A 17,220-nucleotide genomic window follows, 5' to 3' on the forward strand; every position below is an offset into this window, starting at 1 on the left:
AATTCCTGTTGATTCAGGGCAGGGAATCCGCCCAAACCACACTCCAGACAATGTGGGTACGTTTATGTAAAAAGAAGCGGACGGGTCTAGGACTGGGTTCCCGTAGGCTTCCTTGGCGAGCCGGTCAACTTAAGCAGCTGTGGCTCTGGTCATCCAGCGAGGTCGCGATGGGCGACTTCACTGAGAATTCGTTCAAGCACGTGTTCAATCGAGAGTTCTGTGGAATCCAGCTGGATAGCATCGGCCGCAGGTTTAAGTGGGGCCACCGCTCGCTGGGTATCGCGCTCATCGCGCGCCTGAATCTCCTCGAGAAGACTCGCGAGGTTAACATCATCACCCTTGGCCTTCAACTGCAGGAAGCGCCGGCGAGCACGCTCCTCGGCGCTGGCGGTGAGGAAAACCTTGAGCTGCGCATCGGGAAACACCACGGTGCCCATGTCACGACCATCGGCAACTAGGCCCGGCATTTCTTGAAATGCCTGCTGGCGCTGCAGCAGCGCATCGCGCACTGCAGGCAGGGATGCGACCAGTGATGCGCCAGCGCCGACTCGCTCGTTACGGATTAGATCGGTGACTTCTTCACCCTCAAGAATGATGCGCTGGCCATGACCATTACCGGTGGCGATGAACTGCACATCCAGATGAGCGGCAAGCAGTTTCATCGCTTCTTCGTTAGTCAGGTCTACACCATGGTTACCCGCAGCAAAGGCCAGCAGTCGATACAGCGCACCCGAATCGAGCAAATGCCAGCCCAGTTGCTTGGCCAGCAGGCCGGCTACAGTGCCTTTACCCGAGCCGCTTGGCCCGTCGATGGTGATAACCGGGGCGACGATCATGCTTTGCCCTCTTCAGCAACACGGATACCCACTTGAGCCGACAACGCGAGGAAGTTGGGGAACGAGGTGGCGACGTTGGCGCAATCATGAATGCGGATCGGCGCTGTGGCGCGCAGTGACGCCACGCTAAACGACATGGCGATGCGGTGATCACCATGCGCCCACACTTCCCCACCGCCAATGCTGCCGCCTTCGATGATGATGCCGTCGGGTGTTGGCTCAACCTTGACGCCGAGGGCCGCTAAGCCATCAGCCATCACTTGAATACGGTCGGATTCCTTGACCCGTAACTCTTCAGCGCCGCGCAGCACGGTGCGCCCTTCGGCCACCGAGGCGGCCACGAACAGCACCGGGAACTCGTCAATGGCCAGCGGCACCAAGTCTTCCGGGATATCGATACCTTTGAGCTTGGCGCTGCGCACGCGGATATCCGCCACTGGCTCGCCGCCGACTTCACGCTGGTTTTCTAGGGTGATATCGCCACCCATCAGCTTAAGAATATCGATGACGCCGGTGCGCGTCGGGTTAATACCAACGTGCTCAAGCAGCAGCTCAGAATCTTCAGCAATGCTGCCGGCCACCAAGAAGAAGGCTGCCGAGGAAATATCTGCCGGTACTTCAATGTTTGTGGCGATCAGCTTGTGGCCAGAGTCTACGGTGGCGCTATTGCCATCAACCGTTACCGGGCAACCAAAGCCGCGCAGCATGCGCTCGGTGTGGTCGCGGGTCGGTGCTGGCTCTATTACGGTGGTTGAACCGACCGCATACAAGCCCGCTAACAACAGGCAGGATTTCACCTGAGCACTGGCCATCGGCATTTCATAGGTCATGCCGCCCAAGCGGCTACCGGCGCGGATGGTCAACGGGGGACGCCCTTCCGGCCCGGTCTCGATAATCGCGCCCATGGCTCGCAATGGCTTGGCCACGCGATTCATCGGCCGCTTTGACAGCGATGCATCGCCAGTAAGGGTGGTGTCGAATGATTGCGCCGCCAGCAGGCCCGACAACAGGCGCATGGAGGTGCCGGAATTACCCATATACAGCGCGCCGGCTGGCGCCTTTAAGCCATGCAGACCAACGCCGTGCACGGTGACGCGGCCGTGATGCGGGCCTTCAATGACCACGCCCATGTCGCGGAATGCCTGAATAGTTGCCAGCGCATCTTCGCCTTCCAAGAAGCCTTCAATGTGCGTGGTGCCTTCAGCCAGCGAGCCGAGCATGATGGAGCGATGCGAGATGGATTTGTCGCCCGGCACGCGAATACGCCCGGAAAGTTTGCCGCCAGGCTTAGCCAGAAAAATCAGATCGTTCGAGTGCATATCTTCCACATAAGCCCTACGGGCGAGAATTTTGCTGAAATGCTCACGGGCTACGCGAGCGCGAGTAAACACGCCCAGCAGTTGATGCCCGTCCCCAGCGTCAACCGCGTCGCGCAAGGCGTCGAGGTCGTCGCGAAATACGTCCAGCGTGCGCAACACCGCCTCGCGATTGGCGAGGAAGATGTCATGCCACATAACTGGATCACTGCCGGCGATGCGCGTGAAGTCGCGAAAACCACCCGCAGCGTAACGAAAAATCTCTAGGTTCTCACTGCGCTTGGCCAGTGAGTCGACCAGGGTGAAGGCCAGCAAATGCGGCAGATGGCTGGTTGCCGCCAGTACCTGGTCATGATGCTCAACCTCCATGTGCTCAACATCTGCACCGAGCTTGCGCCACAGGCGATCAACCAGCGCCAATGCGGCTTCATCGCTGTGCTCGCTCGGGGTCAGAATTACTTTATGCCGACGAAATAATTCAGCATTCGCAGCCTCTACACCGCTCTGCTCGGAGCCAGCAATTGGATGCCCGGGGACAAAACGCACTGTTTGGCCACTAAAAGCTAGGCGCGCCGCACGCACCACGTTGCCCTTGGCGCTGCCGACATCGGTAAGCACTGCATGACCCAAATCGAGTTTGGCCAGCTCTATTAGCAACTTTTCCATGGCCAGGATCGGCACCGCCAATTGGATAACATCAGCGCCGTGACAAGCGGCGGCCAAATCTGTTTCGCAGCGATCAACCACACCCAAATCGACTGCCATGCGCCGGGATTCCGGGTCTAGATCAACGCCGATCACCTCGTCAAACACACCGCACTCACGCAGGCCTTTGGCAAAAGAGCCACCGATCAAGCCTAAGCCAATCACTACCAAGCGAGCGAGTTTAAGCTCAGCGGGTTGCACCTGGGTGACAACAGGTTTGCCTTCACTCACGCGCTAAGCACCTTGGCCAACGCCTCAAGAAAACGCGCATTTTCAGCGGGCAAACCAATCGAAACCCTTAAAAAATTCGGCAAGCCGTAACCCGCTATCGGCCGCACGATCACTCCGGCGCGCAGCAGTGCTTGGTTGATCGCCGAAGTATCGCGAGCAAAATCGACGGCAATAAAGTTGGCCTTGGAGGCAATCCAGCCAAGCCCTAATTGGCGCAGGCCAGCCTCAAGCTGGGCCATACCGGCATCGTTCAGCTCACGACTTTTAACTAGGTAATCCGCATCATCTAGCGCCGCACACGCAGCCGCCAAGGCCAGGCTGTTGACGTTAAAGGGTTGACGCACGCGGTTGAGCACATCGGCAATCTGCGCCGAACTGATCGCATAGCCAACACGTAACGCCGCCAAACCATAGGCCTTGGAGAACGTGCGCGAGACCAGCAGGTTGTCGTAGCGTGCCAGGTAGTTGAGGCCGTCCGGCAGCTCATCGCCTTCGGCGTACTCGATATACGCCTCGTCCAGCACCACCAGCACATTGCCCGGCACACGCGCGAGGAAACGCTCCAACGCATCCGGGCCGAACCAAGTGCCCGTCGGGTTATTCGGGTTGGCGATAAACACCACACGGGTGTTTTCATCGATGGCCGCGAGCATGGCTTCAAGGTCGTGAGCGTAATCTTGCGCCGGCACTGCTTTGCCCTGCGCGCCCGCCGCCTGAGTGGCAATCGGGTAGACAGCAAAAGCGTATTGGCTGAACACCGCATTCAACCCCGGCGCCAAATAGGCGCGGGCGACCAGATCGAGAATGTCATTGGAGCCATTGCCCAAGGTGACCTGATTGATCTGCACACCACAACGTTCAGCCAAACGGCTTTTAAGCTCGAAGCCGTTGCCATCGGGGTAACGGGTCAGTTCCGCCAATTCAGCACGAATCGCCTCCAGCGCCTTGAGGCTAGGGCCTAACGGGTTTTCGTTACTGGCCAGCTTGACGATACTGGCCGGCTCCAGATCAAGCTCACGGGCCAATTCGCCGACCGGTTTGCCCGGCACATAGGGCGATAGCTTTTGCACGCCCGGCTGGGCCAGGGCGAGGAAATCGGTCATAACAAAGCCTCACGCTTAAAGCCGCAAGCCCCAAGTACAGCCCGGCGTCGATGCGCATGTAGCTTGAAACCTGAGGCGTGCCGCAGCAGTTTTAGAGTACCGCTTTTGGGTAGGAGCCCAGCACCTTCAGCGCCACAGCTTCCTGGTTGATCTTTTCTAATACGTCTTTGATCAGTGGGTCGCGGTGGTGGCCGACAAAGTCGATAAAGAACACGTACGTCCACTTACCGCTGCGCGACGGACGAGTTTCGATGCGGGTCAGGTCGATGCCGTTATGGTGGAATGGCACCAGCAACTCATGCAGTGCACCCGGCTTGTTGCTCACGGAGATAATCACCGAGGTTTTGTCGTCGCCGGTCGGCGGCACTTCCTGGCTGCCGATAATCAAAAACCGCGTGGAGTTATCCGGGCGATCCTCGATTTTCTCAGCCAGTTTGGTTAGGCCATACAGGCTCGCCGCCATGTCACCGGCAATCGCTGCGCTATTCCACTCACCCTTGACCCGTTTAGCCGCCTCGGCGTTGCTCGACACGGCTACGCGCTCAACATTGGGGTAATGCGCGTCCAGCCACTTACGGCACTGGGCCAACGACTGCGCATGGGAATAGATGCGGGTGATCTTGTCGGTCTTGGTGGTTTCGCCAACCAGCAGGTGATGGTGAATGCGCAGCTCGACTTCGCCGCAAATGACCATGTCGTGTTCAAGAAAACTGTCGAGGGTGTGGTTGACTGCACCTTCGGTGGAGTTTTCCACCGGCACCACGCCAAAGTTAACCGCACCAGCGGCCACTTCGCGAAACACCTCATCAATTGCCGCCATCGGCTGACTGATCACCGCGTGACCGAAATGCTTCATCGCCGCCGCTTGGGAGAAGGTGCCTTCTGGGCCAAGGTAGGCAACCTTAAGCGGGTTTTCCAAGGCCAGGCAGGACGACATGATTTCGCGAAACAGCCGCGCCATTTCCTCGTTACCCAAGGGCCCTTGGTTGCGCTCCATAATGCGCTTAAGCACCTGAGCTTCGCGCTCGGGGCGGTAGAACACTGGCTTCTCGCCGACTGGCAGGGCCTTCATTTTGACCCGCGCAACTTCTTCAGCGCAGCTGGCGCGGTCACTGATTAAGGCGAGAATTTTTTCATCGAGGTTATCGATACGCAGGCGCAGCGCCTGTAATTCCTGTTCGGAGATTGCATCCGTCATCAGCCGTGCTCCTTCTCGAACTCAGCCATGTAAGCGACCAGCGCTTCAACTGCGTCCATGCCCACCGCGTTATAAATAGAGGCGCGCATACCGCCGACCGAGCGATGGCCTTTGAGGTTAAGCAGGCCACGGGCGTCGGCGCCGGCGAGGAACGGCTTATCCAGTTTCTCGTCAGCCAAGCGGAACGGCACGTTCATCCAAGAGCGCGCATTCACGGCAATCGGGTTGCTGTAAAAATCACTGGTATCAATGGCGGTGTAGAGCAGGTCTTTTTTCGCGCGGTTGATACGCTCCATCGCAGCCACACCGCCCTGCTCTTTCAGCCACTCGAACACCAGACCCGACAGGTACCAAGAGAAGGTCGCCGGGGTGTTGTACATCGAGCCGTTATCGGCCGCGACTTTGTAGTTGAGCATGGTCGGGCAAACGCTACGTGCGCGACCGAGCAGGTCTTCCCGGACGATGGTGACGACTAAACCACTGGGGCCGATATTCTTCTGCGCGCCGGCGTAGATCAGACCGAATTTCGACACATCAATGGGCCGCGAGAGAATGTCGGAAGACATATCTGCCACCAGTGGCACGTCACCGATGTCGGGGATCCAGTCGAACTGCAGGCCACCGATGGTTTCATTGCTGGCGTAGTGCAGGTAGGCGGCGTCTTTCGACAGCTGCCAATCATTCTGCCCAGGGATAGCGAAGTAATCGTAGACCTTGGCGCTGGCGGCGACGTTTATGTTGCCGTAACGGCGGGCTTCTTCAATGCTTTTCTGCGACCAGATACCGGTGTCGATATAGTCCGCAACGCCCTCTTCGGGCAGCAGATTAAGCGGGATTTCAGCAAACTGCTGGCTGGCGCCGCCTTGCAGAAACAAGACTTTGTAGTCCGATGGAATCTCCATCAGATCACGCAGGTCTTGTTCGGCATTTTCCGCGATGGAGGTGTATTCCTCACTGCGGTGGCTCATTTCCATCACAGAAAGGCCTTTGCCGTGCCAATCGAGAAGTTCCGCTTGGGCGCGCTGCAGAACAGCTTCAGGAAGCGCGGCCGGGCCGGCGCAGAAGTTAAAGGCTCGCTTGCTCACATCCACTCTCTCTCAGATTGACTGAACACCACCGCCCCTCGCGATGGCGCATGCACTGCCTTAATAGCGACCCCGTAGGATGGGTTAGACGCGCAGCGGCGTAACCCATCATGGCGGCTGATTGGCGGATTACGCCTTCGGCTAATCCGCCCTACGCACTGCACATCTGATGGGTATCGCTTTGCTCAACCCATCCTACGGCTGCGTACCCTCACGGACGCAGGAACCCTGCCCTAACACATCACTCTTCGCTGGCTGGGCTTTCGTCAGCAGTTGTCTCGGCAACGTCGCCTGCATCTTCAGCGACGCCTTCAACACCTTCTTCGCCTTCCAGCAACTCATCATCTTCTTCCGCTGAAGGCTCCTGCACCCGCTCAAGGCCGACCAGCGTTTCGCCCTTGGCCAGTTTGATTAGGGTCACACCTTGGGTATTGCGGCCCAGGCTGGAGACTTCGCTGACGCGGGTACGCACCAGGGTGCCTTGGTCGGAAATCAGCATGATTTCCTCACCGTCCAGCACTTGCACGGCACCGACCAGCTTGCCGTTGCGCTCGTTGCTGACCATGGCGATTACGCCCTGGCCGCCACGGCCGCGACGGGGGAACTCTTGCATGGCGGTGCGCTTGCCGAAGCCACGCTCGGAGGCCGTGAGAATCTGCGCGTCGGCTTCGGGAATCAGCATGGAGATAATCTCCTGCCCAGCCGGCAGACGCATGCCGCGCACTCCACGGGCGGTACGGCCCATGGTGCGGACTTTGCTTTCTTTAAAGCGAATCACCTTGCCGCCATCGGAGAACATCATCACTTCGCGCGCACCGTCAGTGACGGCAGCGGAGATCAGGGTGTCGTCTTCATCCAGCTTGAGGGCGATCAGGCCCGAACTGCGCGGACGGCTGAACTGCACCAGCGGGGTCTTCTTCACAGTGCCTTTGGCCGTGGCCATAAAGATGTAGGCACCGGTCGGTTCATCCGGGGTTTCGTCGTCGGCATCATCGCCTTCGACCAGCTCTTCGACTTCTTCGGCTTCGACCAGCACGCCTTCGATGTCATCCGACTCATCTTCATCTGGCGCTTGCTCACGCAGCGCTTCCAGATCGATTTGCAGCATGGCGGTGATGTGCTCACCCTCACCCAACGGCAGTAAGTTGACCAGCGGGCGACCACGGGCAGCACGGGACGCTTCCGGAATCTCGTAAGTTTTCAGCCAGTACACCTTGCCCTTGCTGGAGAACAGCAACAGGGTGGCGTGGCTGTTGGCAACCAACAGGTGAGCGATGTAGTCCTCGTCTTTGATCCCAGTGGCCGATTTGCCTTTACCGCCACGACGCTGCGCTTGGTAGGCATGCAGCGGCTGCGACTTGGCGTAACCGGTGTGGGAGATGGTGACGACCCGCTCTTCTTCGGTGATCAGGTCCGCCAGGGTCAAGTCCAGACGGTTGTCGAGAATCTCAGTGCGGCGCGCATCGCCGAACTCGGCCTTGATTGCTTCCAGCTCTTCGCGGATCACTTCCATCAGACGCACGGCGCTATTGAGGATGCGCAGCAGCTCGCCGATCTGGGTGAGGATTTCCTGGTATTCGGCCAGCAGTTTTTCATGCTCAAGGCCGGTCAGGCGGTGCAGGCGCAGCTCAAGAATGGCTTGAGCTTGCTCTGGCGACAGGAAGTACTTGCCGTCACGCAGGCCGTATTGCGGGTCAAGATCATCTGGCCGGCACGAGTCGGCACCGGCGCGCTCGACCATCGCTTGCACAGCACTGGATTCCCACGCGTTGGCAATCAGCGCGATCTTGGCTTCGGCCGGGGTCGGCGAGGCTTTGATCAAGGCGATGACTGGGTCAATGTTGGACAGGGCAACCGCCTGACCTTCGAGGATGTGGCCACGCTCGCGGGCTTTACGCAGCTCAAACACCGTGCGGCGGGTAACCACTTCACGGCGGTGCAGAATAAAGGCTTCGAGCATGTCCTTGAGATTAAGGATTTTCGGCTGGCCGTCGATCAGCGCGACCACGTTAATGCCGAACACGCACTGCATCTGGGTCTGGGCGTAGAGGTTGTTGAGCACCACCTCTGGCACTTCACCGCGGCGCAGCTCGATCACAATGCGCATGCCGTCTTTGTCGGACTCATCGCGCAGCTCGGTGATGCCTTCGAGCTTCTTCTCTTTAACCAGCTCGGCGATCTTCTCGATCAAGCGCGCTTTGTTCAGCTGATACGGCAGCTCGCTGACGATAATCTGCTGGCGGCCACCGACCTTGTCGATGTCTTCAATGATGGCGCGGGCACGCATGTAAATGCGCCCGCGACCGGTGCGGTAGGCTTCGATGATGCCAGCGCGACCGTTGATGATCGCCGCTGTCGGAAAATCCGGGCCCGGGATGTATTGCATCAAGTCATCGACCGTCAGCTCGCCGTTATCAATCAAGGCTAAACAGCCGTTGATCACTTCCGTGAGGTTGTGCGGCGGGATGTTGGTGGCCATGCCCACGGCAATACCGCTAGAGCCGTTGATCAACAGGTTAGGCACCTTGGTCGGCATAACCGCCGGGATCATTTCAGTGCCGTCGTAGTTCGGCACCCAATCCACGGTTTCTTTATGCAGATCAGCCAGCAGCTCATGGGCCAGCTTGGTCATGCGCACTTCGGTGTAACGCATGGCGGCGGCGTTATCGCCGTCTACCGAACCGAAGTTACCTTGGCCATCGACGAGCAAGTAACGCAGGGAGAACGGCTGCGCCATACGCACGATGGTGTCGTAGACCGCCGTATCACCGTGCGGGTGATACTTACCGATGACGTCACCGACCACACGGGCGGACTTTTTGTATGCCTTGTTCCAGTCGTTGCCCAACTCACTCATGGCAAACAGCACACGGCGGTGCACGGGCTTCAAGCCATCGCGTGCATCCGGCAGTGCGCGCCCAACAATTACGCTCATCGCGTAATCGAGGTAGGACTGCTTGAGTTCGTCTTCAATATTGACCGGGAGGATTTCTTTGGCCAGTTCGCCCATGAGTAGCCTTGTTCCTTTTTCTGGTGAAACTCCGCGCCACTCGTCCTGAGTGATGGGGAGCCTGTCGCCGCGCCTTAAGGCTTACAGCGACTCACGACAAATCAATAAGTTATGCCATGTATCTGCGCAGGTAAGAGGCCCATAATTGGCACCCCCGAAAACCGCCGGAGCTTACCACAATCAGTGCGCCGCACCTATCCCCAGTGCCAGTTCGGCGACTAGCAGACCGTCGAAAACTACTGCGCTCGGCTATGCCGCGTTGAAAGCAGCCTCGGAATGCTCATGTACAACTCGTACACTGCGCTTCCTCGGCTGCTTTCGCCTTGCCTAGCCGTCGCTCGCTACGTTTTTAACGGCCTGCCATGCGCGGAATAAGCAAAACTCAATGCAGACGCTTGCGGCACATCAATTGCGCCATTTTTTCAGTGTCTGGCCGATCGACCACGCCTTTCTCCGTGACGATAAAGTCGATCAAGTCGGCGGGTGTCACATCAAACACCGGGTTGAGTGCATCGACACCCGCAGCGATGCGCTGGCCGCCCAGCTCCAGCAACTCGCTGGCGTCGCGCTCTTCCAACACGATGTCATCGCCGTGCTCAGTGGCCATATCGATGGTCGAGCTGGGCGCAACCACCATAAAGCGCACACCGTGGTGCATGGCGTTGACGGCCAACTGGTAGGTGCCGATCTTGTTGGCCACGTCGCCATTCGCGGCGATTCGATCCGCGCCGACGATGACCCAGGTGATGCCGCGGGTTTTCATCAGGTGCGCCGCAGCTGAATCAACATTAACCGTGACCGGAATGCCATCGGCCGCCAGCTCCCAAGCGGTCAGGCGTGAGCCCTGCAGCCAGGGGCGGGTTTCATCGGCATATACCCGCTCAAGCAAACCCTCGTGGAAAGCGGCGCGGATCACCCCCAGCGCTGTACCGAAGCCACCGGTGGCCAAAGCGCCGGCATTGCAGTGGGTCAATAGGTTCTGCTGATTGCCTTGATGCCGGCGAATTAAATCGACGCCTAATTGAGCCATGGTCAGGTTGGCTTCGCGGTCGCTTTGGTGGATGCCGATAGCAGCAACTTCAAGTAATCCGGCGGCGTCATCGCCCGGTTTAAGCCGCTCAAGCCGCTCGCGCATGCAGGTGAGCGCCCAGAACAAATTCACTGCAGTGGGCCGCGAGGCCGCCAACAGGTCAACGTCTTCTTGCAACGCCGCACGCCAGTCACCGCCTGCCTGCAGACGCGCCCGCACGGCCAAAACAAACGCATAAGCCGCGCTGATACCAATGGCTGGCGCGCCGCGCACCACCATGTCACGGATCGCTTGCGCGACAACCGCCGCCGAGTCACAGCGCAGCCAGGTTTCCTCAAATGGCAGCGCGCGCTGATCAAGCAGGTACAGAGCACCGTCACGCCATTCGATGGCCTTGACCTTCTCTGCCGCTAACAGTTGCTCGCGCATCGCACACCTCCGCCGAAAAAAGCCGTCAAGTATACGCACAGCACCTCTACCACCAGGCCAGATCAATTGTATGCGGCTACAAGCCTGAGGCGTTCCGCTATAAACTCGCTGTTTTATTGACTGCCGGAAGCCCTTCTTATGCCCCACGCCCCGCTCGATCTGCTGCTGCTGCCCACTTGGCTGGTGCCGGTCGAACCCGCTGGCGTGGTGCTGTTGGAGCACGGCTTAGGCATCCGTGATGGGCGTATTGTGCTGATCGCGCCGCGTGCCGAGGCGCTCAAACACACAGCCCTGGAGGTGCGCGAACTGCCGGGCCGGCTGCTCACGCCCGGGCTGGTGAATGCCCATGGGCACGCGGCCATGACCCTGTTTCGCGGCCTGGCCGATGATTTACCGCTGATGACCTGGCTGGAACAGCACATCTGGCCGGCTGAGGCTAAGTGGGTCAATGAGCAGTTCGTGGCCGACGGCACCGAGCTGGCTATTGCCGAACAGCTTAAGGGCGGTATCAGCTGCTTTTCTGACATGTACTTCTACCCACAAACGGCCAGCCAATTGGTGCACAGCAGCGGCATTCGCGCGCAGATCACCATCCCGGTGCTGGACTTCCCCATCCCCGGCGCCCGCGATGCCGACGAGTCGCTGCGCATGGGTTTAAGCCTATTCAACGATCTCAAACACCACCCGCGCTTAAGTGTCGCCTTCGGTCCCCATGCGCCCTACACAGTGAGCGATGACAAACTGGAAACCATCCGCATGCTCGCCGAGGAGCTGGACGCTGGCATCCATATGCACGTGCATGAAACGGCGTTTGAAGTGCAGCAAAGCATAGAGCAGCGCGGCGAGCGGCCACTGGCTCGCCTGGCGCGATTAGGCCTACTCGGCCCGCGTTTTCAAGCCGTGCACATGACCCAAATCGACGATGACGACCTGGCCCTGCTGGTCGCCAGCAACAGCAGCGTGATCCATTGCCCCGAGTCCAACCTCAAGCTGGCCAGCGGCTTCTGCCCGGTGGAAAAACTCTGGCAGGCCGGGGTTAATGTGGCCATCGGTACCGATGGCGCAGCGAGTAATAACGACTTGGATTTACTCGGTGAAACCCGCACCGCCGCTCTGCTGGCCAAGGCCGTTGCCGGCTCCGCCACCGCCTTGGACGCCCACCGTGCGCTGCGCATGGCCACACTGAATGGCGCACGCGCCCTGGGCTTGGACGATCAAATCGGCTCGTTGGAGCTGGGCAAAGCTGCCGATGTGGCCGTGTTCAACCTTTCAGGGCTGGGCCAGCAACCGGTTTACGATCCGGTATCGCAGCTGCTGTATGCCGGCGGGCGCGCCTGCGTGGAACACCTGTGGGTCGGTGGTAAACATTTACTCGATGCAGGCCAACTCACCCGCATGGACGAACAGCGCATCATTGCCAACGCCCGCGCGTGGGGGGCGAAGATCGCGGCAAGATGATAAGTAGCCCGGATGAAATCCGGGAACAACCGCGCATCTGTTACGCCCACCCCGGATTTCATCCGGGCTACACAGCAGACACTGCGACAAACTGACATACATTGGCCGCTCAACGGGCGCCCACTCCACACAGTGAAGCTGGCACCATGGGCACCTTGCGCGCCCATTCTTGCTACAGCCTGATTCAGGGATATTTATGAGCAACGTTGACCACGCCGAAATCGCCAAATTCGAAGCCCTCGCCCATCGCTGGTGGGACCGTGAGAGTGAATTTAAACCGCTGCACGACATCAACCCGCTGCGCGTCAATTGGATTGATGAACGCGTCAGCCTAGCTGGCAAGCAGGTGCTGGACGTCGGTTGCGGCGGTGGCATTCTCAGCGAGTCCATGGCCCAGCGCGGCGCCAGCGTTACCGGTATCGACATGGGTGAAGCACCCCTGGCCGTGGCTCAGCTGCATCAGCTGGAGTCGGGCGTCAATGTTGCGTACCGGCAGATCACCGCCGAAGCCCTGGCCCTTGAGATGCCTGGCCAATTTGACGTGATCACCTGCCTGGAAATGCTTGAGCATGTCCCTGACCCCGCCTCGGTGATACGCGCCTGTTACACCATGGTCAAACCCGGCGGCCAGGTGTTTTTCTCCACCATTAACCGCAACCCTAAAGCCTATTTGTTCGCCATCATCGGTGCCGAATACCTGCTGCGTTTATTGCCGCGTGGCACCCATGACTTCAAAAAATTCATCCGCCCATCCGAGCTAGGTGCTTGGAGCCGCGACGCCGGCTTTGAAGTCAAAGACATCATCGGCCTGACCTACAACCCGCTGAGCAAACGCTACAAGCTGGAAGCTGACGTTGACGTCAACTACATGCTCCAGACCCTGCGCGAGGAGTGAACCGCATGCGTTTACGCGCTGTATTGTTTGACATGGACGGCACCTTGCTCGACAGCGCGCCGGACTTTATCGCCATCTGCCAGGCCATGCGTGCCGAGCGCGGCCTACCGGTAATTGCCGACAAACTGATCCGCGATCAAGTCTCCGGCGGGGCGCGCTCGATGGTGGCAGCCAACTTCGCTATGGACACCGACGCAGAAGGCTTCGAGGGCCTGCGACTGGAGTTCCTGGAGCGCTATCAGAGCCATTGCGCGGTGTTGACGCGTCCGTTCGACGGCATGCACGAGCTGCTTGATGAAATCGAACAAGCCAAGCTGCTCTGGGGCGTGGCCACCAATAAACCCGTGCGCTTCGCCGAACCGATCATGCAGCAACTGGGCTTGGCCCAGCGCTCGTCGGTGCTGGTCTGTCCAGACCACGTCAGCCGCAGCAAACCAGACCCGGAGATGATTCTGCTGGCCTGCGCAAAAATGGGCGTAGAACCGGCCGCCACGCTGTTTGTCGGCGACGACGAGCGCGACATCGAGGCCGGTCGCGCCGCCGGCTGCAAAACCGCAGCCGTCACTTACGGCTACATCCACCCGCAAGACAACCCGCGTAACTGGGGTGCTGATGCCGTGGTGGACCACCCCCTTGAACTGCGCAGGGTGCTCGAACAAGCACTGTGCAGCTGCTAAGAAGCGCAATGGCCGCACACAGAGGCTGCCCGCTGCTAAAGACATGAGGTTTTATTGATGTTTGATTATTCCGCTAGCCCCGACCTGCTCACGGGCCGGGTGATTTTGGTTACCGGTGCCGGCCGTGGCATTGGCGCAGCCGCCGCTAAAACCTTTGCCGCTCACGGTGCCACGGTGCTGCTGCTAGGCAAGACTGAAGCAAACCTCAGCCAAGTGTATGACGCCATCGAAGCCGCTGGCCACCCGCAAGCCGCCGTGATTCCGTTTAACTTAGAAACCGCATTGCCGCATCAGTTTGATGAACTGGCGGCCATGATTGAAGCCGAATTCGGCAAGCTCGACGGCCTGTTGCACAACGCCTCGATCATCGGCCCGCGCACGCCGCTGGAGCAGTTGTCCGGCGACAACTTCATGCGCGTTATGCACATCAACGTTAACGCCATGTTTATGCTCACCAGCACCCTGCTGCCGCTGCTAAAACTTTCGGCTGACGCTTCAGTAGCCTTTACCTCCAGCAGCGTTGGCCGCAAGGGTCGAGCTTACTGGGGCGCTTATGCGGTATCGAAGTTCGCCACTGAAGGGTTAATGCAGGTTCTAGCCGATGAGGTGGACGGTATTTCCACGGTACGCGCCAACAGCATCAACCCAGGCGCCACTCGCACCGACATGCGCGCCCAGGCTTACCCCGGCGAGAACCCGGCCAATAACCCACTGCCCGAAGCGATCATGCCGGTTTACCTGTACCTGATGGGTCCGGACAGCACGGGCATTAATGGTCAGGCATTTGACGCGCAATAACGGCTTAAGTCTGCCGCCGGTTTTCCGGCGGTGGCTGAATGGGCCGGCAACAGATTGCCAGCACTGCGCCGGTTAACCGGCAAAACCCTGCCGCAGCTTGTGATACGTACATTCTAATCCTTTGAAATATATATACTTTTAAAGCGGTTATAGGATTGGCATGGTTTTCGCTCTAGCCCAGCTATCGTTGCAAATAGCGCTAGAGGTAGAGCTTCATGACCCCGCACAATCAATCCAACACCATCGACTTCGACGCCGCCAAATTGCAGCGTTTGGGCTATGCCGGTCGCCTTCAGAAAACCCTGAAGCCCGTCAGCCTCGCGCAACTGCGTCAGCAGCTGAGCCTGCGCCTGCAAACTTCGCTGGAAGCCGAGCGCATTCTTGAGCTGTTCTTCAGCGAAGTGCAGCGTCTGATACCGCTGGGGGCATTGAGCTACGAACTGGCGTCCTGCGACCTGCGCCTGGATTTGGGCGAACGCGCCAACCATTCGGCCGGTTATCGCTTGAACCATGAAGGTGAATACCTCGGCGAGCTGACCTTTCGGCGCAGCCGCCGCTTTAGTGAGGATGAGCTTGGTCAACTTGAATCGCTGCTGGCCAGCCTGCTCTTCCCCCTACGCAATGCTCTGCTCTACCGCGCCGCCTTACAAAGTGCGCTGCGCGACCCGCTGACTGAAACCGGCAACCGCATTGCCATGGAGCAAACCCTTAAGCGCGAAGTGGACATTGCGCGGCGCACCCTGCAGCCACTTTCTGTGCTGATGGTCGACATCGACCACTTCAAACGCATCAACGACAACCATGGCCATATGATTGGCGATCAGGCCCTAAAAGCCGTTGCCGCCGCGCTGAAAGACAGCCTGCGCAATGTCGACATGGTCTACCGCTACGGTGGTGAAGAATTTATGGTGCTGCTCTCCGGCACCAGCCGTGAAGCCGCCTCAATGGTCGGCGAACGCCTGCGTATGGCGGTGCTGGGCATTCAATACCTGGTCGAGAACCGCGCCATTGAAATGTCCGTTAGTCTCGGCTGCGCCACCCTGCTGCCGGGTGAGTCCATGGACAGCCTGCTGCGCCGCGCCGACAACGCCCTGTATGTGTCCAAGCGTGATGGCCGTAATCGCCTGTCCATGGCGGGCTAACAAACCCCCTCTATTTTCAGGCAATAAAAAGGCGACCCGAAGGTCGCCTTTTTTATAGCCGCAATCGCTGGGTTACTCAGGCTTTGGCCCGCGGCCAAAGCCTGGGCGTTGACCTTCGCGAGTTGGCGCGCTGCGGCGTTTAACCGGCGCACCCGCCGGCTTGCGCGACGGACGATCAGACAACTCAACGCCTGGGCGCTTTGCACCCGGCTTGGCCGGACGCTTTTTATTCACATCACTTGGCCGCTCAGCGACCGGCGTACCCTTGCTTTGATCGGCACGCGGCGCGCGTGGGCTGCGCACAGGACGCTCGCCACGTTCAGTGCGTTCAGCACCTTCACCACGAACAGGGCGCGAACGACCTTGATCGCCGCCGGTGGCGCCAGCGCCATGGGCAGGTCGCAAGGTCCGCTCAGGACGTGCGGCGCGGCCCACTGGCTTAGCCGATTTGCGCTGTAGACGGTCAATCTTGTCGCGGGCTTTTTCTTTCATCTCTGGCAAGGCCATTGGCTTGAGGCCAACTTCTTCGCTGAGGATATCCACTTCGCGCTGGCCCATCTCACGCCAGCGGCCCATGGTCAGGTCCGAGGTAATGAACACCGGGCCGAAACGCACGCGCTTCAGGCGGCTGACTACCAAACCCTGAGACTCCCAAAGACGACGCACTTCGCGGTTGCGGCCTTCCATCACCACGCAGTGGTACCAATGGTTAAAGCCCACGCCACCTGGCGCGACTCTGATATCAGTGAACTTGGCCGGGCCATCTTCAAGCATCACGCCGGCTTTCAGGCGCTCAATCATCTCGTCGTCGACTTCGCCACGCACGCGCACGGCGTACTCGCGGTCCATCTGGAAGGAGGGGTGCATCAAGCGGTTGGCCAACTCACCGTCGGTGGTGAACATCAGCAAGCCGGTGGTGTTGATGTCGAGACGACCGATGTTGATCCAGCGACCTTCTTTTGGCCGTGGCAGACGGTCAAACACAGTCGGACGGCCTTCTGGGTCGTCACGGGTGCAGATTTCGCCTTCGGGCTTGTTGTAGATGATCACGCGGCGCACGCTTTCGGCGGCTTCTTCGCGGCGGATCACCTTGCCATCGACGGCAATCGCGTCGTGCAGGTCAACGCGCACGCCAAGACTGGCGATGGCACCATTGACCTTAACGCGACCGGCACTAATCCATGCTTCGATTTCACGGCGTGAAGCCAGGCCCATGCGCGCCATGACTTTCTGCAGTTTTTCGCCTGCGGGGCTGTATTCTTCAATTTCACTCATCTGGGCACCTCCCGGTGTTTTCTTTAGTGATT

The 17,220-nt window shown here is 59.2% G+C and carries 13 protein-coding genes; 5 read left to right on the forward strand and 8 right to left on the reverse strand.

Annotation, left to right across the window (positions count from 1 at the left end):
• Positions 1–149 precede the first annotated feature (149 nt).
• The 7 genes from cmk to mtnA form a co-directional block, all read right to left on the reverse strand.
• Positions 150–836: a (d)CMP kinase gene (gene cmk, locus WF513_RS11295; RefSeq protein WP_339079468.1), complete on the reverse strand. Its 687-nt coding sequence runs from the start codon at positions 834–836 to the stop codon at positions 150–152.
• Positions 833–3,088 (reverse strand): bifunctional prephenate dehydrogenase/3-phosphoshikimate 1-carboxyvinyltransferase, encoded by a 2,256-nt coding sequence (locus WF513_RS11300; protein ID WP_339079469.1) that lies wholly within the window; start codon positions 3,086–3,088, stop codon positions 833–835. Before WF513_RS11300 ends, cmk begins: the two co-directional genes overlap by 4 nt.
• Positions 3,085–4,191 carry a histidinol-phosphate transaminase gene (hisC, locus tag WF513_RS11305; RefSeq protein ID WP_339079470.1) on the reverse strand — a complete coding sequence of 369 codons (1,107 nt, stop codon included), beginning with the start codon at positions 4,189–4,191 and terminating at the stop codon, positions 3,085–3,087. Before hisC ends, WF513_RS11300 begins: the two co-directional genes overlap by 4 nt.
• 91 nt (positions 4,192–4,282) lie before the next feature.
• Positions 4,283–5,389: a prephenate dehydratase gene (gene pheA / locus WF513_RS11310; RefSeq protein WP_339079471.1), complete on the reverse strand. Its 1,107-nt coding sequence runs from the start codon at positions 5,387–5,389 to the stop codon at positions 4,283–4,285.
• A complete protein-coding gene (gene serC / locus WF513_RS11315) occupies positions 5,389–6,474 on the reverse strand; it encodes a 3-phosphoserine/phosphohydroxythreonine transaminase (RefSeq protein WP_339079472.1) in 1,086 nt (361 codons plus the stop codon). The genes pheA and serC overlap by 1 nt, the downstream gene beginning before the upstream one ends.
• Before the next feature lie 241 nt (positions 6,475–6,715).
• Positions 6,716–9,484: a DNA gyrase subunit A gene (gyrA, locus tag WF513_RS11320; protein ID WP_339079473.1), complete on the reverse strand. Its 2,769-nt coding sequence runs from the start codon at positions 9,482–9,484 to the stop codon at positions 6,716–6,718.
• A gap of 382 nt (positions 9,485–9,866) precedes the next feature.
• A complete protein-coding gene (gene mtnA, locus WF513_RS11325) occupies positions 9,867–10,943 on the reverse strand; it encodes an S-methyl-5-thioribose-1-phosphate isomerase (protein WP_339079474.1) in 1,077 nt (358 codons plus the stop codon).
• Between the two features lie 138 nt (positions 10,944–11,081).
• Here mtnA and WF513_RS11330 point away from each other — a divergent pair, with 138 nt between their 5' ends.
• From WF513_RS11330 to WF513_RS11350, 5 genes are all read left to right on the forward strand, one after another.
• Positions 11,082–12,401: a TRZ/ATZ family hydrolase gene (locus WF513_RS11330; protein WP_339079475.1), complete on the forward strand. Its 1,320-nt coding sequence runs from the start codon at positions 11,082–11,084 to the stop codon at positions 12,399–12,401.
• Positions 12,402–12,597: 196 nt separating this feature from the next.
• On the forward strand, positions 12,598–13,296 hold the full coding sequence (ubiG, locus tag WF513_RS11335) for a bifunctional 2-polyprenyl-6-hydroxyphenol methylase/3-demethylubiquinol 3-O-methyltransferase UbiG (protein WP_339079476.1): 699 nt from the start codon (positions 12,598–12,600) through the stop codon (positions 13,294–13,296).
• 5 nt (positions 13,297–13,301) lie between these two features.
• Positions 13,302–13,973, forward strand: coding sequence for an N-acetylmuramic acid 6-phosphate phosphatase MupP (gene mupP / locus WF513_RS11340; protein WP_339079477.1), 672 nt, complete (start codon positions 13,302–13,304; stop codon positions 13,971–13,973).
• Between the two features lie 57 nt (positions 13,974–14,030).
• The gene (locus WF513_RS11345; RefSeq protein ID WP_339079478.1) at positions 14,031–14,771 is read left to right on the forward strand and encodes a YciK family oxidoreductase; all 741 of its coding nucleotides are present in this window, start codon (positions 14,031–14,033) and stop codon (positions 14,769–14,771) included.
• Positions 14,772–14,986: 215 nt separating this feature from the next.
• Positions 14,987–15,913, forward strand: coding sequence for a GGDEF domain-containing protein (locus tag WF513_RS11350; RefSeq protein ID WP_339079479.1), 927 nt, complete (start codon positions 14,987–14,989; stop codon positions 15,911–15,913).
• 72 nt (positions 15,914–15,985) lie between these two features.
• Here the strand turns inward: WF513_RS11350 and rluB are convergent, their stop codons facing one another.
• Entirely contained in the window at positions 15,986–17,188 is a 1,203-nt protein-coding gene (gene rluB / locus WF513_RS11355) for a 23S rRNA pseudouridine(2605) synthase RluB (RefSeq protein ID WP_339079480.1), read from the reverse strand.
• Positions 17,189–17,220: the final 32 nt, after the last annotated feature.

This window comes from Pseudomonas sp. TMP9 (assembly GCF_037943105.1).
GTDB lineage: Bacteria > Pseudomonadota > Gammaproteobacteria > Pseudomonadales > Pseudomonadaceae > Aquipseudomonas.